Annotated in this window: 12 protein-coding genes and 1 tRNA gene; 4 read left to right on the forward strand and 9 right to left on the reverse strand. The window is 39.3% G+C overall.

Features of this window, described 5'->3' with window-relative positions; genetic code table 11:
• Positions 1-46: 46 nt before the first annotated feature.
• The 7 genes from BUA16_RS09705 to BUA16_RS09735 all read right to left on the reverse strand — a co-directional run bounded on the left by BUA16_RS09705 (position 47) and on the right by BUA16_RS09735 (position 16,589).
• Positions 47-1,642: a SusD/RagB family nutrient-binding outer membrane lipoprotein gene (locus BUA16_RS09705; protein ID WP_072764555.1), complete on the reverse strand. Its 1,596-nt coding sequence runs from the start codon at positions 1,640-1,642 to the stop codon at positions 47-49.
• Between the two features lie 27 nt (positions 1,643-1,669).
• Positions 1,670-4,729 (reverse strand): SusC/RagA family TonB-linked outer membrane protein, encoded by a 3,060-nt coding sequence (locus BUA16_RS09710; RefSeq protein WP_072764556.1) that lies wholly within the window; start codon positions 4,727-4,729, stop codon positions 1,670-1,672.
• Positions 4,730-4,943: 214 nt separating this feature from the next.
• Positions 4,944-5,873, reverse strand: a complete 930-nt coding sequence (locus BUA16_RS09715; RefSeq protein WP_084668479.1) for a DUF5017 domain-containing protein — start codon at positions 5,871-5,873, stop codon at positions 4,944-4,946.
• A gap of 42 nt (positions 5,874-5,915) precedes the next feature.
• A complete protein-coding gene (locus BUA16_RS09720) occupies positions 5,916-7,499 on the reverse strand; it encodes a RagB/SusD family nutrient uptake outer membrane protein (RefSeq protein ID WP_072764558.1) in 1,584 nt (527 codons plus the stop codon).
• A gap of 11 nt (positions 7,500-7,510) precedes the next feature.
• Positions 7,511-10,690 carry a SusC/RagA family TonB-linked outer membrane protein gene (locus BUA16_RS09725; RefSeq protein WP_084668480.1) on the reverse strand — a complete coding sequence of 1,060 codons (3,180 nt, stop codon included), beginning with the start codon at positions 10,688-10,690 and terminating at the stop codon, positions 7,511-7,513.
• A 658-nt stretch (positions 10,691-11,348) separates the two neighbouring features.
• A complete protein-coding gene (locus BUA16_RS09730) occupies positions 11,349-15,512 on the reverse strand; it encodes a hybrid sensor histidine kinase/response regulator transcription factor (protein ID WP_072764560.1) in 4,164 nt (1,387 codons plus the stop codon).
• A 57-nt stretch (positions 15,513-15,569) separates the two neighbouring features.
• Complete coding sequence (locus BUA16_RS09735) at positions 15,570-16,589, reverse strand: LacI family DNA-binding transcriptional regulator (protein WP_072764561.1); 1,020 nt, start codon at positions 16,587-16,589, stop codon at positions 15,570-15,572.
• Between the two features lie 449 nt (positions 16,590-17,038).
• Between BUA16_RS09735 and kduI the strand changes: the two genes are divergently transcribed.
• From kduI to BUA16_RS09760, 4 genes are all read left to right on the forward strand, one after another.
• A complete protein-coding gene (kduI, locus tag BUA16_RS09745; protein WP_072764563.1) occupies positions 17,039-17,881 on the forward strand; it encodes a 5-dehydro-4-deoxy-D-glucuronate isomerase in 843 nt (280 codons plus the stop codon).
• A gap of 18 nt (positions 17,882-17,899) precedes the next feature.
• Positions 17,900-18,694 (forward strand): gluconate 5-dehydrogenase, encoded by a 795-nt coding sequence (locus BUA16_RS09750; protein WP_072764564.1) that lies wholly within the window; start codon positions 17,900-17,902, stop codon positions 18,692-18,694.
• Positions 18,695-18,713: 19 nt separating this feature from the next.
• Positions 18,714-19,889, forward strand: coding sequence for a DUF4861 family protein (locus BUA16_RS09755; protein ID WP_072764565.1), 1,176 nt, complete (start codon positions 18,714-18,716; stop codon positions 19,887-19,889).
• 205 nt (positions 19,890-20,094) lie between these two features.
• Positions 20,095-21,636 (forward strand): pyruvate kinase, encoded by a 1,542-nt coding sequence (locus BUA16_RS09760; protein WP_072764566.1) that lies wholly within the window; start codon positions 20,095-20,097, stop codon positions 21,634-21,636.
• A gap of 256 nt (positions 21,637-21,892) precedes the next feature.
• Here BUA16_RS09760 and rpsT read toward each other — a convergent pair whose 3' ends face one another.
• Positions 21,893-22,144, reverse strand: a complete 252-nt coding sequence (rpsT, locus tag BUA16_RS09765) for a 30S ribosomal protein S20 (protein WP_072764567.1) — start codon at positions 22,142-22,144, stop codon at positions 21,893-21,895.
• A 52-nt stretch (positions 22,145-22,196) separates the two neighbouring features.
• Positions 22,197-22,268, reverse strand: a tRNA-Glu gene (locus BUA16_RS09770).
• Positions 22,269-22,289 lie beyond the last annotated feature (21 nt).

The following is a 22,289-nucleotide window of genomic DNA, read 5'->3' on the forward strand; positions in this document are numbered from 1 at the left end:
CTAATGGCGGTCTTTTATCACTTCTTCATTAAACTATATCAACAGTTTAATTTTTCTTATCCCACCAAACTTTTGTAGTTCCATTGTCCGGACCCCCTAAAAGATTGCTCACAGCATTTTCTACAGCTGCACCATTATCTGAATATTCACTAGATACATAAGGCATCCTACGTGGAATTTCGTTCACAGGAATATCTGGATTAAGGGAATTTAACCTGTTGTATAAGGTTGGATATCCAGTCCTTCTACGTTCGGCATAGGCTTCTTCGCTGTCTGGGTATAGGGCGATCCACTTTTGAGTAATAATTTGTTCGAGTTGTTTTTCCTTAGGGGCCAATAGGTCATAAGCCACTGGTATATTAGATACTGGTGGATTTGATGCATCCATAGCGGCTGGCACATTAGGACTACTCACATAATCATTCCCTGAAAGATCGGTTCCCGAATACCCATATTCGGTATGGGATGCGTTAATTCCACTCTCATAAAGGGCTAGTGCACTTCCACCCATATTCCAGCCTTCCAAAGCGCCTTCTGCTCTTAAGAAATAGGCTTCTGCAGCCCTTATGATACTATAAGCAGGCCCTGGACTGTCCGCAATGGTATATGGTTCGGCCATATCGGAGGCAATTGTATTAAAACTAATTCCCTGTTTATCAGATTTTGTCTGCCCGTTGCGCATTCCTTCGTAATTAAATGTTACTCCCACAGGATCATCCGAAGTATCGGGACTTCCCGCTTCTGCAAAATAGTCCGCTACCCTAGGATCTTGGTATCCTTTAAGAATACTTTCCATATCACCACTCATACGAAATTCACCCCATTGGGTAATAGTAGTATAAGGGTTTCTAAAATTGGTATTGGTTGCTATGGCTGCATTGTCGGCATTGGATTCCATGACTCCATCGGCAACCGCCTTTTCTGCTTGCGCTTGTGAAAGTGTTGGATTGGCATATTTAACTCTAATAGCCAAACGCAAACGCAGGGTATTGGCAAATTTCAACCAGGAATCTGCCGATCCACCATAAATTACATCATTAGCGCCAAGAAATGATGTTGTACCTGCATTAGCTTTTAATACGGTAACGGCTTCATCCAAGGTGGTAAAAAAGTCGTTGTATATGTCCTCTTGTGAATCGTAAGGTACTTCCTTTTCTAAATTACCAAAATTTGAATACGGAATTGGCCCCCAAAGATCTGTAACTCTGTGATAAGCGTACACCCGCCACACTTTCATCATGGCATTTTCTAAATTAAAGCCAAGTTCCTCGGCAGTGTCTTCCGCAATCTTGATATTCGGTGCCGATCTGGTATAAAACCAACGGTAAGCACCATTTAACCATCTTCCTACCAGGATATATTGATCACTGTCAAAATTTGGTGCCGTAGTAGAAAAATAGTTTGCATATACATCCGTAAACAAAGAGTGTCCTAATTGAAATGGTCCTCTCCCTTCTGGATAAGGCAGGTTTGTAGGAGTATATAATGCCCTTTTAACAAATAAAGGGTATTCGGACTGGGTAACGGCATCCTGGGTAAAATTCTTGGGATCTGAGTTGATCTCGTCAAAATTGTCCGTACAACTTCCCAGCATTGCGGTAAGCGTTATCCCGAGACTAATTTTTACTAATATATTTTTCATTTTTTTTCTTTTAAGGTTAGGAATAATTTAGAATCCAAGATTTAGGGAAACTCCAAAAGTACGGGTCGTTGGTGGTGCAAATGCTTCCCTTCCTTCTGCTGAATTATCAACACTATTGACCGCTTCTGGATCTACGTTTTCCGCTTTATTGGAGAAAAAGAATAGGTTTCTACCTACTAAAGAAACTCTGGCAGAGGTTAAAAATGTTTTTGAAAGAAATCTATCAGACACGGCATACCCTAATACAAGCTCTCGTAGTCTTATATTTGAAGCATCTCTGATAAAGGCTTCTCCTACTGGCGTATTTCTCCCCCCTACTCTGTTCCAAAGATCTTCGGAATTAACAGCGATATTATTAGAGGCTCCGGTTTCTGTTACCGCCGTTTCACCCTTATAAACATTTTCTCCGAACACCAAGGATCCATCACGACCTTGTGCAGTATAATCTAACTGCCCGTCTCCTGCAAGAATGGCCTCGGTAAAACTAGCTATAGTTCCTCCTTGACGGATATCGATCAGTGCACTCAATGAAAAGTCCTTGTAGCTAAAAGAATTTCTAATTCCGCCCAACCAGTCTGGATTAAAGTTGGCAATTTTCACATCAAGACCAGGGGTAATTTGAGGAAGCCCAAGAGCATCAACAACAACCCTTCCTTGATCATCACGAAGAAATCCTCTCGAATAAACGTCACCAAATTCTCCACCTTTAACCAATTTATAAGATCTAATGAAGTCGGTACTAATCGTTAATTCATCAAAGCCATCGGCTATTTCTAAAACTTCACTATTGTTTTTGGCAAAGTTTATATCCAAGTCCCAAGAGAAATCGGATGATTCAATAATTGTAGCTCCCAAAACAATCTCCAACCCTGAATTCTGTACGTCGGCACCATTCTGAAATCTCGCCGCTATACCAGACCCGGTTGGTGTTGGGGTACTGAATATTTGATCGAAGGTATTAGACTTGTACCAAGTTAGGTCAAAACGAAATCTATTATCCATAAACCTAGTATCGAAACCTATTTCTGTTGATCTTGTCGATTCTGGTCTAAGATCTGGGTTAGGCAATACTGGGTTAATATCAAGTGTTCCATTTCTTATATCTGCTCGTCTAGATAAACTAAAAGCATTGGTATCATTACCTACTTCTGCCCATGATCCTCTTAACTTTAAAAAGCTAAAAAACTCAGGTAATTCTACCAAGTCACTAACCACGGCCGTTAAACCTACGGAAGGATAAAAATAAGACCTATTAGCACTAGGAAGGGTTGAACTCCAATCATTCCTACCAGTAAGATTTAAAAACAATGCATTCTTATAAGATACTTCTGCAAGAGCGTACACCGATTGAACCTCAAAGTTATCAAATGTTTCTGTGGCCGTTGGATCAGCAGTGTTACTCAAGGCAAAAAAGTTTTCTATTGTAAAAGTAGTTCCATCACCAATAAGGTCATTAGATTTAAATACCCTTTTATTAGCTCCAGCACTTAGATCTAGTGCGAAATCCTCAGAAATACCTTTTTTATAATTAATAAGCACATCCGTATTCCAATCATAAGAATTATTTGCTCCTTTTAAGTACCTTCCATTAGGAGCTCTTGTATAGGTATCGTTATACCAAAGCCTTTCTTCGGACCTACTTGTCCTATCCATGGTAGACCTTCCCATAATTGAAAGATCCACAGTAATATTGTACTGTAAAGACAATAGTCCCAATACCCTTTCATCTAATCGAGGATTAGTAATGTGATTGATGGACCAGTAAGGGTTACCACCACCGTTAAAATTAGGTCTAAAATAATGTTGTCTTAGTTTACCCTCATCGTTTAAAAACTTATAATGTGCTATATCCTGGGTACGAATATTTCTTGGCAAAATATAAAGGTATCTCAGCGGATTATCGAAGTCTTCGCCAGAAGCCAGCACATTGGAAAAGTCGTCCCTTATGTAATTTATTTTCGCATCTACTTTAAGTTTATCGGTAAGTTTGGTATTAATCCTCGCCGTTATATTATGTCTATTAAGGTTATTTCCAGGAATTATACCACCGGCATCAGTATAAGTATACCCAAGAAAAGTATTTGTATCCTCACTGTTGATATTCACCCCGATATTAGTAGCCACGTTATATCCAGTCTTAAAAAAATCCTTTACATTATCTGGTTGTGCCTCATAGGCATAGGTACTTCCAAATTCCGGGGAATTAGGGTCATTGGACCAATGTGCAACCTGACTTCCATCAAACTTTGGTCCCCAAGAAGTAACAGCATTGGGGGAATAATTCCCTGCTGATCCCTGACCATAATCATTCTGAAAACTAGTCAATAAAATAGGGTCTGCAAAAGTAGAGGTAAACCCTATATTGGTAGTCACTCCTTCTTTGGCTCCCTTTCCAGATTTGGTAGTAATTATAATGGCACCGTTATTGGCACGGCTTCCATAAAGGGCAGCTGCATTCGCACCTTTTAAAACGGATATTTCTTGTATATCGTCTGGACTTATGTTTGAAATATCTCCATTAAGCAAAATTCCATCTACCACGTAAAGCGGTTGACTACTACCATTTATAGAACGGTTTCCACGAAGAAGTACCTTGGAAGCTGAGCCTACTCCTGACCCTCCTGTTGTCACAGAAAGTCCGGCTACCTTACCACTGAGTCCTTCCACTACGTTTACCGATCTGGCCTGGGTAAGCTCTTCGGTTTCCACTTGTTGGGTAGCGTAGGTTAACGCCTTTTTTTGTTTTTGTAAGCCCAAGGCCGTAACCACAACCTCTTCTAATTGGCTAGCGTCTTCTTGCAACGAAACGTTATAAGTATTTGATGCTCCTACCGTTAAACTTTGACTTTTCATTCCTAAATAGGAAAATACCAAAACATCTCCGCTTTTGGCTTCTATAGCATAATTCCCGTCAAAATCTGTTTGGGTTCCTATGGTGGTTCCCCGTACCAAAACGTTGACGCCAGGTAAAGGCAAACCGTCCTGTGCACCAGTAACGGTACCCGTAACTTTTTTATTTTGCGCCACTGCTACTTGCATAAAAAGCAGTACCGCCAATAATAAAAAGCAGTTTAGTTTTCTTTTCATAAGATTATAGTTTTTGTTGGTTTATTTAACAAGCTACAAATTTTAACATATTTTAACAAGTTTTAGGGGGACTATCTGGTCTTTTAAAGGGGGGGGGCTGTTCAAATAATTCTATGAGCCCCTATATTTATTACTGTTTAGCCTACCCAATAAAAAATCCCAACCAACACATGAAAATGCATCAATTGGGATTTTAACAATTATTTATGATTAGCTATTCGGTGATGGTAATGGTCAATTCCTTTACCGTTTCTTGACTTCCATGAATGGTAGTATTTGTTCCTACCAAGGTTACAGTATAGGTCCCTGGAGTCTCATAGATATGAGTAAAAGATTCTAGCTTTTCAGAAAACGATTTTAAGGGTGTTCCTTTGTCCGGATTCACCTTTGTTAAATTAATAGCATTGGTAATCAACCAATCTTCATTGACTATCTTATGACTATTACCCCTCATTCTCCAATGATCCTTTCCCCCATCAAAATACCATTTTGCGGCATTGAATGATGATTCTATTCCTAATACATCAACAGGAGTAAAACCCGGCTCCTTTTTTGAAGCGACCGTAAGTGGTGCCGGAGCACCTTCTACATCCATGGTTATACTTAATTCATCAAAATACCATTCGGGTTGCCTATCTTCTGTATTATCAGAGAAATATTTAAATCCAAAATATATGGTATTCCCATCGGCTAGATCCGTAATATCGACAAGACCTGACTCCTGAAAAGTGAAATCATAAAGTGTCGAAATATTGAATCTCTCGGTTATTTCCGTCCAGGTTGCATTGCTTACGGCTTCTGGAGTACCAGAGCCATCATAGTCCCTAGAATACCATACTGATAAGGTCCCTGAAGCATTACCTCCTAGGCCCCACTTTTGTGAATTTAAAAAGGACATTGTTACTGTTCCTTCTGCATTTGTTCTATTTCTATGTTTGTAAGTATGCCCAAAATCTCCGGCATAGAATTGTAGAAAATTAGGGGCATTATCGACCATAAATTCTACTGGCTCCCCGACTTTTGCAGTAGCGGTTTCTGGTGTTACCGTAAAATTAGGCACTGTAACTTCTTCAAAGTCCTCACATCCTTGAAAAACGAAGGCGAAGAGCAGTAAGACTGACATTATATTTATTGATTTTTTCATAGTTGATTTTTATAAGGTTTATTATCAAGATGGGTATCTCTTTTACCAACCCGGGTTTTGCGTTATCAAATCATTAGCTCCTATTTCCTGTTCTGGAATTGGCAACAGTTGGTGTTTAGAATCTACATAATTATTATAGCCATCTAAATAATAATTTTCTGTAATGTTCGTCCTTGTTGCTGGACTACCACTTCCGTAGATTGGCCAATCAGTATTTTCACTTCCATCCGCGGCTTGTAGTGCAGCTTTGGTTTCATTTACTTTTTCCTCCAATATCCCCCATCGGATTAAATCGTACTTACGAAGTCCTTCAAAACACAGTTCCAAACGGCGTTCTTCCTGAATTAATGCTTCTGTAATTGGGCCAACCAATGGTGTTGCCTTTGCTCTGTTCCTTACTTGGTTTACGGCATCCAATGCCGCTGCGGATCCAGGATTCAGTTTATTTTCAGCTTCGGCATACATTAATAGCACGTCAGAATATCTTAAGACAGGAAAATGATGTGGCCCGTAGCTACCGGTTCCCCCACTTTCTAGGAACCTGCGATATTTTGATGCAGGATAAGCTGTTTGGTTAAATTGTGTTCTAAACTCACAATTATTGTTGTTTGGCACATAGTAAGGAGAGACATTCCAAAGACCTCTTTCATCGGAAGGATCGTTTCTATAGGCCTCTGTCAATGTTATAGCGGCAGAAATTAAACCGTACCCTCTGTTATTACAGGAGCCATCGTCTACCCTCATTCCTATCGTTGACCCCAATTTATTGGATTGGTTCTGGTCCTGATTCCCAAAATAAAAACCTATTTGAAACAATACTTCTTTAGTATCGTACTGTTCTGTTGCCAATTTATTAAAAATATCCTCATAGCTAGGGTTCAACTCCTGATAGCCATTCTCCATTACTTTTTTGGCCCAATCCCTTGCTTTTGTATAATAGTCACCATCATTGGTAAAGGGAGCTCCCGCCCTGAACAAATTCACTCTGGCTAACAATGCTTGTGCGGCATCTTTACTGGCTCTCCCTGCCGTAGCCTCCTGAATCCTCGGCAAATTTTGCTCGGCATATTCCAAATCGGCAATGATTTGCGCATACACATCTACCCCTTTTGTTCTTGGCAATAATTGTTTTAGGGTGTTTTCCGTTGGCAATGGTATTCCTTCTATTCCTCCAAAGTTCTTTTGTAGTTCAAATAGCAGATAAGATCTTAAAAAACGTGCTTCGGCCTCAAAAACAGCCTTAGAGGTTTCGCTGATGCCCGTTGAGTTTTCCAACTCGGCCAACATAATATTCGCAGCATATACCCCTTCATATAATAAGGTCCAACTATCTAGAATCTGTGCATTGTTACTCGCAAAGCTATTCTCTAAAAAGAATCGGTTTACACTTCTATTCTCAAAGCCCTCATCTGTTACTGCACTCGGATACATAGCATTAAGGATAGATTCTCTATAGGCCGCAACAAACCTACTGTAAACACCAGAAAGTCCGGCTAAGGCTCCAGCATCATTTTGATAAAGAGTAGCAGATCCTAGGCCATCTTCTGGCAAGATATCTAATTGATCGTCACAACTTTGAAGAAACAATAGACTCGATAGGGCAAATATTAATATTTTTGATTTCATGTGTCTTTTTTTTAAAATGTTATGTTTAATCCTAGGCTAAAGGTCCTACTTACAGGGTATGACGAATAATCGACCCCAGGCATAATAGCAGATCTATTCACCGAAACATCAGGATCGAAACCACTGTAATCCGTCCAAGTAATTAGGTTTTGGCCCGAAAGAAAAATCGATAAACTATTAACTTGTAGTTTATCCAATACTTTTTTAGAGAAGGCATAAGACAGATTCACTGTTTTTAAACGAATATAAGATCCGTCCTCAATGACTCTAGAAGAGACATCTTCAAATCCTCTTCCCAGAGCTCTAAACATATCGGTATCTTGATTGGTTGGTGTCCATCTATTTTTTACAGAGGCATACTGATTTTGTGCACTATGAGTCATTTCTTCAAAAATTAACCTATTGGCATTCATTACATCATTACCATAGGACCATTGAAAAAAGGCACTTAGTTCTAATCCTTTATAAGAAAATGTATTTCCCAGACCACCAAAATGCTTTGGCAATCCATTTCCTATAATTGTTTTATCATCAGGGGTAATTTTTCCATCGCCGTTCAAATCCTTATATTTTTCATCTCCTGGTTGACGTATAGGGGAACCGCCGTCATAATCTGGCTGACCGGCAATTAAGGTGTGCGAGGCATCGTCTTCATTATAATTTGCAAAGTCTTCTGGTTGGTATACCCCATCGGAAATATACCCGAACATATTCCCCAATGGCTTTCCTTCCTCTACAATATATTGGTTGGAAGCATACCTCCAATAATAATTAGGGTTTCCAAAAATCGGCTTCCCTTCTGGCAAGGACAACACTTTGTTCTGGTTAAATGAGATATTAAAATCTGTCGTCCATCTAAAATTCTTAGATTTTACATTGCTGGTACTCAGGGCTAACTCCAAACCTCTGTTTCTTACGGTACCGCTATTTTTCCAAACGCTACTAATCCCTAAAGAAGGTGGGGTATCTGCATTGATCAACAGATCATCGGTAGTCTTTTCATAGACTTCGGCGGTTATGGCAATCCGACCGTTAAACAGCCCTAAGTCTACCCCCGCATTATATTGGGAAGTAGTCTCCCATTCTATATCGGGATTAGCACCGCTAGAGGTAGGACGCTGTCCCAAAACTTCTGAACCATTTAAAAAATAGGACGCTAAATTAGACGTAAACAAGTCGAACCTTGCATCCCCTGGAATTCTGTCGTTCCCTGTTTTTCCATAGCCTCCTTTAAATTTAAGCTGAGAAATGAAGCCAAGATTTTTTATGAATTCTTCTTCCTCTGCTTTCCAAGAAAGCGCCAAGGAAGGAAAATATCCAATATTATGTCCTGGCCCAAATTTGGAAGATCCATCTCGCCTTATAGAAGCCGTTAATAAATATTTGTTGTCATAAGCATAGGTCAATCTCCCTAAAAGCGACTGTATTCTTTCTTCAGAACTCCCAATCAAATCATCTGTGCTAGACAAAGTGCCCTCATCCATTGCGTTGATTCCCTGACTTTCGGCATATTTCGGAATTTGTATAGAACGTATAAAGGTTCTAGTAATTTTTCTACTGTTAAGCGAGCTACCTACCAATACGTTTAAATTGTGTTTCCCAAAAGAATTTCGATACGTCAAGGTATTGATATTAGACAAAGTCTTGTAGTTCTGGTAATCCATGGTTCCGTTAATTCCATTAATAGGATTTATTAACCTTCCATAAACGGTATTACTATTATTAAAAACTCCCGTTTGTCTAAAATCTCCGTTATATCCGCCCTTGGCCTCAAAATCTAAATTCCGTGTGATTCTATATTTTACAGAAAGATTGGCGATAAATTGATTTGTTTCTCTTTTTCGGTATTCATTGTTCAAGGACACTATTGGGTGCCAGTTAAAAATGTTATTGACATCGAACTCATCTGGATTAATCCCGTACAAAGGATTGCTATCTCCATAATCCTTAAACTTGTTCACCACATTTGGATACGTTATAAGGTTTCTCATAAATGAATAAGAAGAAGTTCCTTCGGTATCAAGCCCCAACCTTTCTGTATTGGCATATATAGTGTTTAAATTAAAGTCTAGTTTATCATTAACTTTATGTCTAAGGTTTAACCTACCGTTAATCTTCTTAAATTCGGATTTAAGCAAGGTTCCTTCGTCATTCACAAGATTAATCGAAGCGTCCAATTTTGTCGCTTCACTTCCACTAGCCACCTTCATGGTATGCGATTTGGTATACGCCGTTTTAAAAGCTTCATCTTGCCAATTGGCTGTAGGAGCATTTAGATAATCTTCTACCCCACCAACAACGGCCCCGCTATCATCCCCGAAAAACTTTTCAGATGCTGAAGACGGATTGATCTCATCGGCCAATTTCACAAATTCATAAGCATCTAGTACCTCTAGTTTATTGGCAACGTTTTTTACATCGAGCCTTGTTTCGTACGAGATTCTGGTTTTTCCAGATTTTGCCTGTTTGGTAGTAATCAGCACCACTCCGTTAGCACCCCGTGCCCCATAAATAGCAGTTGCAGAGGCATCTTTTAGGATATCGATGCTTTGGATATCCGTAGGGTTTAAAATACCGGGATTAAAATTTTCTATAATAAAACCATCCAAGACATACAGTGGGGAATTATCTCCATTAATAGTATTCCCTCCTCTAATGGTTATCTGAAGTCCAGCTCCAGGTTCTCCAGTATCGGAACCCACCTGAACCCCTGTAACTCTACCTGCCAAAGCTTGGTCAAAGTTAGCTACAGGTGCCTCGGTCAACTTATCCATTTTCACGGAGGCGACCGAACCTGTCAAGTCTTTTTTCCGAACGGTCCCGAATCCTACCACAACCACATCGTCCAATTGTTGGAAATCTGGATCTAATCCTATATTATAGGTCGATTTTTCGCCTTGAATGAGTACCACCTTTGTAGTATAGCCAACATAACTAATAGTTATGGAAGCTCCCTGATTGACCTGAATGGTATAGTTCCCATCAAAATCTGAAGTGACCCCATTTTTTGTTCCTGTCTCCATTACGGTTGCGCCCGGTAGTGGAATCCCTACCTCATCGGAAATGACCCCCTGAATGGTTTTTACCTGGGCCTGAGCCGAAAAGCTGCACAAGACCCCACATAGAATCATCAGAAAAACGAGTAGATCGCTTTTCCGTTTCTTAATAAAAAGTGTCAATTGATTTTTCATTTTTATTTTGGTTTGATTTTAGTTTGGTTATTAATTTCAAGTATAAAATTATAGAGATGCTCGATGAAAAATGAGGGGGTTTGGGTTCATTTGGGAGGGGTCTAGTGTTCATTTCACCTGAAAAGTTGATTTTTAACACCCTAAATACCTATAAACCAATAATTCATTAACATTTGACGCAACCAATACGGCGCACATTAAATTTTGATAAATATTAGATTTGACGGTTTCAGAAGAGAAACGTACTTAAGGCAACATCTTTTGATTCCTATTGCCCTCTGATTCTATATCTAGAAAAGGGACTGGGAACCATTATTTTGTTCATATTTTTTGCGTTAGGGACCGCGGCGGCATCCCCGCAGCAAAGCAAGGGATATAGACAAGGGCCCGCCCGACGAAGGAGGGAACGCCCAAAATACAACAACATGAACTATTGATTTTTAAAGGCGAACCGACTTCAACACGAACAATTGGAAAATAAAACATCCTACCTATTAGTGTTTTAAAAAAAGAGGACAGTCCAAATCATATTTAGAAAGCCCTATTCCTTTTTTATATAAAAATTTCAATATTTTCTAACTTAAAAAAGGACATCGTTCTTTTCGCTCCTTTCTTCAAGATTACCTAGACAATAATTGCCTCCGAAAGATGGAACCTATTAACTAATATGGCTTTTTTCTGTCTTACGCTCACTGTGGTTCAACCGGTACTCCGAAGGCAACTCATTGAACACTTTTTGAAACGACTTTCTAAAGTGCTTCAAATCATTAAAGCCAAGGTCAAAGGCAATTTCAGAAATATTCAATTGCGATTGCAAGATCAGTTGCCCCGCTCTTTTAAGTTTCACCGTTCTAATAAATTCCGTTATCGACTGGTTGGTGAGCGCCTTCAGTTTTCTGTATAGGGCAGAGCGACTCATATTCATCTCCATTATAAAGTCATTGATCGTAAACTCTTGGTTCGATATATTTTCTTCTACTAATTTAATCGCCTTTTGCAAAAACAATTCGTCGGGTGAGGTAGCCGTTAATTCCTTAGGTTCTAGAATAATATCTTTTTTGAATTTGTCAATTAGAAATTTCCTAGAATTAAGTATGTTATTTACGCGTAACTCCAATAAGTTTGCATCGAAAGGCTTGGTGATATAAGCATCGGCACCCGTGGTAAAACCAGTTTTCTGGGCCTCTTCCGAGGTTTTTGCAGTTAACAAGAGGACCGGAATGTGACTGGTGGTAATATTTGATTTAATCCTATTACATAATTCTACCCCATCCATAACGGGCATCATGACATCGCTAATTATTAAATCTACCTTTTGGTTATTCGCTATTTCTACAGCGCTAGCGCCATTTTCAGCCTCTAAGATATTATAATTACTTTCAAAAATAGTTTTGATGAACGCCCGTACTTCCATATTATCCTCAACTAAAAGAATGGTTGCAGAAACGGTATCAACAGTAGTGCTTGCTTCTTCCTCTTTTATTTCTTCCTCGATCAATTCGTTCACCAAAAAACTTGGCTTATTAAAATATTGAGAGCTGGAGCCCAACTCTTCTTCGGTATTGGATATGATTTGATCTTCGTTTAAATGATCTTTTCCCATAGGTAACAATACTACGAATGCCGTTCCTTGTCCTACCTTGCTTTTGGCTTTTATAGTTCCTTGGTGAAGTTCAACAAGACTCTTGGTAAGGGCCAGCCCTATTCCCGTTCCAGAGCGTGTATTCTCATCTTGCCCCAACTGAAAAAATCGATCAAAAATAAATTTCTGATTTTTTTTAGGAATCCCTTTCCCATTATCCTCTACCACCAGCTTTAAAAATTCTGTCGGAGTACCTTTGCGTTTTCTTTTGGTAACCAGGCTAAGGGTTATTGTTATTTTTCCCTTGTCAGGCGTAAATTTAAAAGCATTGGACAAGAGGTTGAAAATTATTTTTTTCAAATTTATTTTATCAAACCACAGCTCAATAGTATCGGAAAATGGCTCAAAGGAATACTCTATTTCCCTTATTCTTGCCAATTCTTCGAACGACAGTTTAATATTTTCTATAAATGGAACAATATTCTCCTTGGATGCCTGCAACTGTAATTTCCCGGAATCGCTTTTTCTAAAATCCAATAATTGATTGATTAGCTGCAACAGGACACTAGCGTTTCTATGCATTATCTCGTGCTGTCGTTGCACGAAGGAATCCCCAGATTTATTGCTCAACATTCGCTCCAAGGGCCCAATAATCAAGGTTAAAGGCGTTCTAAAATCATGGGAAATATTAGTAAACAACCGCAATTTCATTTGATTTATTTCTTCTATCCGCTCTTTTTCCAAGCGTTCTTGCTTTAGTTCATTTTTCTCGTGCATCCTTATGAGACTATATCTTCTTATGGCCAAAATAGCGGCCACCAATAAAATAGCATAAATGAGATAGGCCCACCAGGTTTCCCAAGGTGCAGGTAATATTTTTATTATTATGGAGGTTCCCTTTTCATTCCATAAACCATCACTATTTGAAGCTTTTACTTTAAAAACATAATCTCCATGATCTAAATTGGTATATGTTGCCGACCGATTATTCCCAATATAGATCCATTCCTCATCAAAGCCTTCCAATTTATAGGCATATTGGTTTTTACTAGGCTGAGAATAACTGAGGGCCACAAAGTTGAAGTTAAAATCATTTTGATTATACTTTAACTTTATAGACTCTCTGCTAAAATCGCCATCTACAAACGGTTTATTATTAACATGCATCGCAGTTATCTTCACCGGGGGTATAAAGGCATTTTCTACCAGATCGTCCGGATTAAAGTAATTAAGTCCGTTGGTCCCGCCAAACACAAGATCTTCATTCGCTAATTTCGTATAGGATCCATAGTTAAATTCGTTCCCTAAGAGCCCGTCCGAAACATCGAAATTTTTAAACTGAAACGATGCTAGGTTTAATCTGCTTAGACCGTTATTGGTACTCACCCATAAATTATTCAGGTCATCGGGCAGTATACCGTACACAACCTCATTGGGCAATCCGCTTGTACGTCCGTATTTAACGCTCCTTTTGATTTCGGCATCGTAATAGTACAATCCATCGCCCTCGGTACCAATCCAAATATTGTTCTTTGGATCTTGGTAAACACTAAGAACGGCACTTATATTATAAGCGTCTTGCTCGTCTTTCTTATATATCACCGGAACTATGGTTTGACTCAGGAGATTAATTTTTGCCAAGCCGTTACTCCCACCGACCAGCAGCACGTCCTTATCGGAAGTTTTGGCAATGGTGTATATAATGGTCCCTAGGACATCATCGGAATCTTTAATCCTGTGAAAGGACTTTTTCTGGTTATCAAAAACATTTAAGCCCCCTCCCGAGGTACCTATCCAAATATTGTTCTTGTGGTCCTCGAAAAGGGAAATCACCCTGTTGTTACTTAAACTAGTACTATCTCCAGGTATATTTTTATATTTTTTAAAATTGAAAGGTTTCTTTTTTGGGTCCAGAAAATTAAGTCCGCCGTCGTGGGTGCCGATCCAAAAATTCCCAGATCGAGTTTGGATCATAGCTTTAACATTATCTGTACTAAGGCTTCTAGGATCTTTTTCGTTATGCTTATAATAGGTAAAAAGTCCGGTTTCCCTATTCATAAAATTAATTCCCCCTCCTTCGGTAGCGATCCACAGATTTTGTTCCTCATCTTCAATGATAGAGCTGGTTACCTTATAATTAAGCTTTGTTCTATTAGCTCCAGAAGAGATGCCCTTAAAAAGGTCATAGCTCCGATCATAATAATTTATCCCTCCGGCATAGGTCCCTATCCAAAGATCTCCTTTCGTGTCCTGTAAAATTTTATAGATAGAATTCTGACTTAAACTTGTGGGATCGTTTTCGTCGTGTACGTAATGAGAGATTAGGTTTAGGTCCTTATTAATTACATAGAGTCCGTTATAGGTACCCACCCATAAATTCCCCAAATAATCCTGCTCCAAACTTCTAATTTCATCGGTGATTTGGTTTAATCCGGAAGACGCGATGCGAAATGATTCAAACTTATCGCGTTCTTTATTAAACAGAGAAAGACCATTATTATCTCCCAGCCAAAGATTTTTGTTTTGATCTTCAAAAAGCACCGGGATATAATTCATGTTTATTTCAGTTTTCTTATCCTTGGGATAATAGTACTTTTTAAAATGGTTTGTTTCCGAATTGTAAACATCAATATTATTCAAGTTACATATCCAAAGCGTTCCATCGGTTGTTACTAGTAACGACCTGATTTTAGTAATTGTATTCTCCTTAAAATTGTTTTTTTCGGTTTGAAAAGAAACAAACTCCCCGCTATTGACATTAAATTTCTCTAGGCCGTAGTTGGTACCCAACCATAAATTCCCGTTCCCATCAGAAACAATGTCCCAAATTTCAGTATTGGCAACACTACTTCTATTGGAAGGCAAAGAAATTCTTTCGAACCGGTCCTCCTCTGAAAGATATTTATTTAAACCATAATTAGTACCTACCCATAGCGTTCCTTCCTCATCTTGGAATAGGGACCTTATATAACTATTGCTAATACTATATGGATCTACGGAATTATGCCTGTAGGTTTTAAAAGAATGTCCATCATATTTATTCAGTCCATCCCTAGTGCCAAACCACAAAAACCCCTTATTATCCTGCAAAATCTCCAATACGGAACTTTGCGACAAGCCTTCGGCAATAGAGAAGTGTTTAAATTTTAATGTTTTTTGTTCTCTGCTCTCAATTTGACCAAAAACTGAGGATATTATTAAATTAAAAAAAAGAAATAATAAGTGATTTCTTAACTTCATTTGGTTGGTATTTTAAATGCAAAAAATGTAATAATTATTGCTTGCACTAAAGCTACTTTATTTGATTGACGATCTTCGTTCTATCAAACTTGGCTTTAATACAATGGTCTCCTTCATAATCTCTTTAGCCTTATTTTCTATTTGGGAAACCAACAGGTTGGTTGCCAACCTACCCATCTCAAAACCAGGCTGATCAATAGTAGTTAAGGATGGTTCCATGATCCCTGAAATAGGTTCGTTACTAAAACCTACGATCGCAATATCATGGGGAATTTTAATTCCTTTCTCCTTAAAATATTGCATCGCTCCAATCGCGGCAACGTCATTGGCCGAAAATAAGCCGTCGACCTTGGTGTTAAGAGCAAGAATAGATTTCGCACTTTCAGCACCATCCTTCTCCATCAATCTAGAACTAAACACCATTTCTTCTTTAAAGGGGATATGATATTTCTCTAAGGCTTTTTGATATCCCTTAAATCTATTCTTATAAATTTCTACATTCTGAGGCCCGGATAAATGGGCTATATTTTTACATCCTTGCACAATTAGGTGCTCCGTTGCCTCAAATCCAGCTCGGAAATCATCGATCAATACCGTGTTATAACCGGGAATATCACAATGTCTATCAAAAAACACCAAAGGCACCCCCCTATTTTTTAATCCTTGAAAATGGTCGTAATTTTCTGTTTCCATCGATATAGAAACCATAACGCCATCTACTCGGTTGGCCAAAAGAGTGTTGACTAAATTTTGTTCGCGTTCTAACTGCTCCAAGGATTGACAAATAAAGACATGATATCCGGCCTCATAGGCAGTTTCCTCTATTCCTGCAATCGCGGAAGAAAAGAAATGACGCGAAATCCTAGGAACTATTATACCGATAGTATGCGTTCTACTGGTACGTAAACTAGATGCCAAAAGATTTCTCTGGTACCCCATTTCATTAGCAGCAGCAATAATTTTGTCCTTGGTCTTCTGCGTAACCCTTGGACTATTGTTTAATGCCCTAGATACCGTAGAACTATTAATATTTAGTTTTTTGGCGATATCATGTATCGTTATTTTATTGTTTTCCATTGTTTAACGCTATTATAAAAAGCTTCCCTTTGCATGAATCAAACTTCTTAAAAGAAGGTGTTCTACAAATATATATATACTGTCCTGATAATTTCTTTAACCACAGTAGTAAGGGTCGTATACTATCAGATCTTTCCTTCTTTTTCACCTCCTCATCCTCACCTAAAAGCAGACCAATGGCAGACTTGATTTTTAGAATATACAAAGAGATTCTTTACGGCTTGTATTTCCCTATGCCCCTAGGAGATAGAATCATTTACCATCCCTTAATGTATTTGGTATGATCCTCTTTTTTGTCTTTAAATAGCCCCATAATCTTCTAACAAATATACAATTATCAAAATACAATCGATTGTATTTTGATAATTATTATTACATTTACATCAAATGAAAAGGAAAAACCTGTTCTAAGACACCTCTTAAAAATCAATAATCAAACATATATAATCATGAAAAATCAATTCCAAGTAAGATATGCCTGCTCTCCTAGAGAGACAAAAGAACTAACCACAGAAGGGTTACGAAAGGAATTTTTAATTCAAAATTTAATGGAGGCCGATACCGTAAATTTAGTTTACACCCATTTTGACAGATATATAGTAGGCGGTGCGGTCCCGGTTACGACCTCCCTAAAATTAACCACCATAGCCCCATTAAAATCCGATTATTTTTTAGAGAGAAGAGAGCTCGGTATTATCAATGTTGGCGGTGCCGGCAGTGTTACGGTAAATGGCGAAAAGTATCCATTGGCCTATAAGGAAGCCCTTTATATAGGCAGGGAGAACAAAGATGTGGTATTCTCTAGCGACAATGCAAAAACCCCGGCCATGTTTTATTTAAATTCTACACCGGCACACAAGGTACTGCCTACCAAAAAAATCAGTCAGGGCGATGCGGAGGTAGTAGAACTCGGTGCTATGGAAACTGCCAACGCCCGAACCATTAGGAAATTAATTGTGAACAGCGTGGTAGAAACCTGCCAAGTACAAATGGGAATGACCGAATTAAAAACCGGCAGTGTTTGGAACACTATGCCTGCCCATGTTCACGACAGAAGGATGGAAGTTTACTTTTACTTTGAAATCCCCCAAGATCAGGCCGTTTGTCATTTTATGGGACAACCACAAGAGACCAGACATATATGGATGGGCAATAATGAAGCTGTAATCTCACCGCCATGGTCTATTCATTCGGGTTCAGGAACCAGCAACTATACGTTTATCTGGGGAATGGCCGGAGAAAACTTAGACTATAGCGATATGGACCATTGCAAAATAACCGATTTAAAATAACCTTTTAACCCCATCACGATGTCTACAAAATTATTTGATTTATCAGGAAAAACTGCCCTTATTACCGGTGCCACCCATGGCCTAGGTATGGCTATGGCCATAGGGCTGGGCAAAGCCGGCGCTACCTTAATTATCAACGGTGCTTCTTCCCAAAAAAAATTAAACAATGCCCTGGCAGAATACAAGGCTTTGGGATTAAAGGCACATGCTTACCTTTTTGATGTAACCGACGAAAAGCAAGTCATAGAAAATATCGCTAAAATTGAAAAGGAGGTCGGCCAAATCGATATTTTAGTAAATAATGCCGGTATTATAAAAAGAACTCCTTTGGAAGATATGGAGGTTGTCGATTTTGAACAAGTGATCAAGGTCGATTTAGTGAGTCCTTTCATTGTTTCCAAGCATGTTGTCAAGGGTATGATCGCCAGAAAAGAGGGCAAAATTATTAACATCTGCTCTATGATGACCGAATTAGGCCGTAACACGGTTGGCGCTTATGCTGCTGCCAAAGGCGGCCTAAAAATGTTGACCAAAAACATGGCCACCGAATGGGCCAAGCACAATATCCAGGTCAACGGTATTGGTCCAGGCTACTTTGCTACCAGCCAAACAGCTCCCATACGTGTCGACGGGCACCCTTTTAATGATTTTATAGTGGGCAGGACGCCTGCCGGACGCTGGGGAGATCCCGACGATTTACAGGGAGCAGCCATTTTCTTAAGCGCTAAGGCCAGCAACTTTGTCAACGGACAAATCATTTATGTGGACGGCGGAATTTTGGCCACTATAGGAAAACCATCCAACGAGTCTTAACTCCTCTAAACCGGAAACCATGAACACTCTTAAAACCTTAGGGATATTAGCCGGCATTAGCTTGCTGACCGCTTGTTCCGAACCAAAAAAAGAAACTACCATTCTTGTTACAAACAAACTCGATAAAGAAAGGACTTTCGAAACAGTAAGCGTAACAAAAGATTTCTTAAAGGTCGATGATTTGACGGGACTGGGCATTCGCGAATTAAAATCGGGAACACTTCTAGTCACACAAAGCGTAGACAATGATGGGGACGGTATTTTGGACGAACTATTGTTTCAACCTACCATCGCTCCTAATTCCGAACAGAAATATGAAATAGTCCCTATTGACAAGGAGGCGCAACCAACGGCTCCCGAGTATTGTTATTCGCGTTTTGTACCAGAGCGCACCGATGATTATACCTGGGAAAACAACAGGGTTGCCTTTAGGGTCTATGGGCCAACGGCTCAAAAAATGATCGAAGACAAAGTTCCTGGAGGAACCTTATCCAGCGGGGTCGATGCTTGGTTAAAAAAAGTTGAATACCCCATTATTAACAAATGGTACAAAGAAACCTTGGACGGAACCGGAAATTACCATGAGGACACTGGGGAAGGCCTCGATGATTTTCACGTAGGGGTCAGTAGAGGTGTCGGCGGAATGGCCGTAAGACAAGATACCGCATACCACCTGTCCAAAAATTACACCACATGGCGTACTATTACCACAGGCCCCATCCGTACTAGTTTTTATTTAGAATATGAAAATTGGGATGCAGGAGGAAAACTTATAAAAGAATCGAAAATCATTAGCTTAGACTTGGGAAACAACTTTTCAAAATTTGACGTTTCCCTAGAAGGAAGCAATGAAGTTTCGGCCGGACTCACATTACATGAAAAAGATGGTGAAGTTACTGGAAACCCTGATAAAGGTTGGGTGAGCTATTGGCAGCCACACGGCGATTCCGAACTTGGAACCGCCATAGTTGCCCCTAAAAGTACTTTTATCGGTTTTGAGAAGTACGATATCGAGACCAAGGATCTAAGCAACGCCTACGCTCATTTAAAGGTAGAAAACAACAAGACGGTGTACTATGCCGGATTTGGATGGAAAGAAAGCGGACAGTTCAGTTCTCAACAAGAATGGGAAGCTTATTTGGACGAGTTTTCGACAAAGATCAATAATCCTTTAGTCGTTACGCTAACACCCTAAGAAACGCCCCTTTTCATATACAAAATACTGCAATACCCCAATTCATACACATGTCTTGGGGTATTGCTTTTTTAGGAGTATTTTTTTTGTTCTCTCCGTTTCTCTACAGCCATTTATCGGCTTTAATTTCGTATTTTTAAGCAACCAATATTCCCCTGAAATAGGGAATGAAAACTTCATGTTACCATTTTTAAACTGATGAGATATGACCTTGGAAAAACTAGAAAAGGAACTCGAAAAAATTCATGATCAACTCCTAAAACAAGAACCTGTTGCCAATGCTATTGCTTCTTCCGTGCACCCTGAATATAGGGCAAGCGCCAAAAACTTATACCGCTATTTACAATTGCGAAATACAGATATTAGGGCTATCCAAGATGGCTTAGCAGAACTTGGCATATCTTCTTTGGGAAGTGGTGCCGGTTACGTCTATGAAAATATTTCCAGTGCCCTTAAGCTTGTAAAAGTACTCAACAACAAAACCTGGGAGAAAAACAAGGATATTGAATCCATCGGCTTTACTGGCAGTAAAAAGTTATTGGTTCAACATGCCAATATGCTTTTTAAAACCACTAGTAAAGTTCACGATACGGAAATTATGGTGACCATGCCCGATGAAGCCGCAACAGATAAAAAGCTGATCCGAAAACTGCGAAAGGCAGGCATGGGGATCGCCCGTATAAATCTTAGCCATGGCAAGGAGAAATTGTGGACAAAGATCCTTAAAAAGTCGCACAGTGTTGCCCAAGAAATTCAACAACCCATAAAGATCTATATGGATCTTCCCGGCCCAAAAATTAGGGTCGCCAATATTTACATCAAAAAAGAGGATGACACCTCGTTTTCGGCCACTCCATTTATACCCATCGCTAAAAAATCCCAATTGTTGTTGGTAAAAAACAACTCCCCTTACCTCTCCAAAGGTAAAAAGAAGGAAAAAACCCCTTCGGACATTCCCTTGATTGAAGTAAGTATTCCTCAAATCATAGATAATTTAAAGGTCGGACAGCAGGTATTTTTTGATGATGGCGCTATAGAAGCCAAGGTGCTCTCCTTAGGCAACAACACGGCCTCTTTGGTCATTAAAAATGCTTATAAGAAAAAATTACGCACTGAAAAAGGCATTAATCTACCCAATACGCAATTAGATCTGCCATCACTGACCAAGGAAGATCTTTCGCTCTTGCCGTTTATTACCTCACATGCCGATCTAATGGGCTATTCTTTTGTCAGCAATGCAGAAGATGTATCTATGCTTTACAAGGAATTACAAACCCTAGGCGATACCGATACGGGGATTGTTTTTAAGATAGAGAACAAGGAGGCTTTTGAGAATTTACCGGCGATTCTTTTTAGGGCCATGAAAAGACCTAATATTGGCGTGATGATAGCCCGAGGGGATTTAGCTGTAGAGATAGGCTTTGAACGTATTTCAGAGGTGCAAAATGAAATCTTATGGCTATGCGAGGCTGCCCAGATACCGGTAGTATGGGCTACCCAAGTGCTCGATCATATGGCAAAAAAGGGAATGGCGACCAGGGCCGAAATCTCGGATGCCACCATCAGCGCACAGGCAGAATGTGTGATGCTCAACAAAGGTCCTTATATCGTAGAAGCCACCAAAACCTTAAAGAATGTGCTTTTGCGGATGGAAGCCCATTCACAGAAATCAAAGAATACCCTAAGAGCGCTTAAAGTTGCGAAAAAAGGACTGAGGAATATCCACAAGGAATTTACTAAAAAATAGCACGATTATTGGGGCGTTCCCCTAGCGGGTCGCGCTTTCCGCTGTATCTTTTTTAACCGGCCCAGCCGTTAAAAAAGGATGCCGCTGCAATCCCTAACGCGAGAATCAACCAATACCCGTCAAGGAAGTACATGTAAAAAGAAAAAAGACCCGCTATCAACCCTAGAACTTGCTACTACAAGATAGGAATCATTAAAAATAAAAAAAGGCTGTCTACGATAGACAGCCTTTTATTATAATATATTTTGATTAAAGCCTATAGCGATGCTACTTGCTTAGTAAGCTTGCTTTTTAAGTTTGCAGCTTTGTTATTATGGATAATGTTACGCTTTGCTAACCTATCGATCATGCTAAACACACTTGGCAATAAAGTCTCAGCAGCCTTCTTATCTTCCTCAGCACGCAATCTTTTTATCGCGTTACGAGTCGTTTTGTGCTGATATCTGTTACGCAAACGCACTTCTTCGTTTCTTCTAATCCTCTTTAATGCTGACTTATGATTTGCCATTTCTATTTAATTTTGTTTTTTTTAATCGAGATAAACTCCTAAATATACTATGTAGTCCGTAGGGGAATCGAACCCCTGTTACCAGGATGAAAACCTGGCGTCCTAACCCCTAGACGAACGGACCATTAATTGATTTTGAGAACGT

This window comes from Arenibacter nanhaiticus (assembly GCF_900141935.1).
Classification (GTDB): domain Bacteria; phylum Bacteroidota; class Bacteroidia; order Flavobacteriales; family Flavobacteriaceae; genus Arenibacter; species Arenibacter nanhaiticus.

Excerpts from the sequence above, each read along its gene's own strand:
- BUA16_RS09760 (WP_072764566.1), top strand. The coding sequence starts at position 20,095 with ATGACCTTGGAAAAACTAGAAAAGGAACTCGAAAAAATTCATGATCAA.
- BUA16_RS09715 (WP_084668479.1), bottom strand. The coding sequence starts at position 5,873 with ATGAAAAAATCAATAAATATAATGTCAGTCTTACTGCTCTTCGCCTTC.
- rpsT (WP_072764567.1), bottom strand. The coding sequence starts at position 22,144 with ATGGCAAATCATAAGTCAGCATTAAAGAGGATTAGAAGAAACGAAGAA.
- BUA16_RS09750 (WP_072764564.1), top strand. The coding sequence starts at position 17,900 with ATGTCTACAAAATTATTTGATTTATCAGGAAAAACTGCCCTTATTACC.
- BUA16_RS09710 (WP_072764556.1), bottom strand. The coding sequence starts at position 4,729 with ATGAAAAGAAAACTAAACTGCTTTTTATTATTGGCGGTACTGCTTTTT.
- BUA16_RS09755 (WP_072764565.1), top strand. The coding sequence starts at position 18,714 with ATGAACACTCTTAAAACCTTAGGGATATTAGCCGGCATTAGCTTGCTG.
- BUA16_RS09705 (WP_072764555.1), bottom strand. The coding sequence starts at position 1,642 with ATGAAAAATATATTAGTAAAAATTAGTCTCGGGATAACGCTTACCGCA.
- BUA16_RS09720 (WP_072764558.1), bottom strand. The coding sequence starts at position 7,499 with ATGAAATCAAAAATATTAATATTTGCCCTATCGAGTCTATTGTTTCTT.
- BUA16_RS09730 (WP_072764560.1), bottom strand. The coding sequence starts at position 15,512 with ATGAAGTTAAGAAATCACTTATTATTTCTTTTTTTTAATTTAATAATA.
- BUA16_RS09735 (WP_072764561.1), bottom strand. The coding sequence starts at position 16,589 with ATGGAAAACAATAAAATAACGATACATGATATCGCCAAAAAACTAAAT.
- BUA16_RS09725 (WP_084668480.1), bottom strand. The coding sequence starts at position 10,690 with ATGAAAAATCAATTGACACTTTTTATTAAGAAACGGAAAAGCGATCTA.
- kduI (WP_072764563.1), top strand. The coding sequence starts at position 17,039 with ATGAAAAATCAATTCCAAGTAAGATATGCCTGCTCTCCTAGAGAGACA.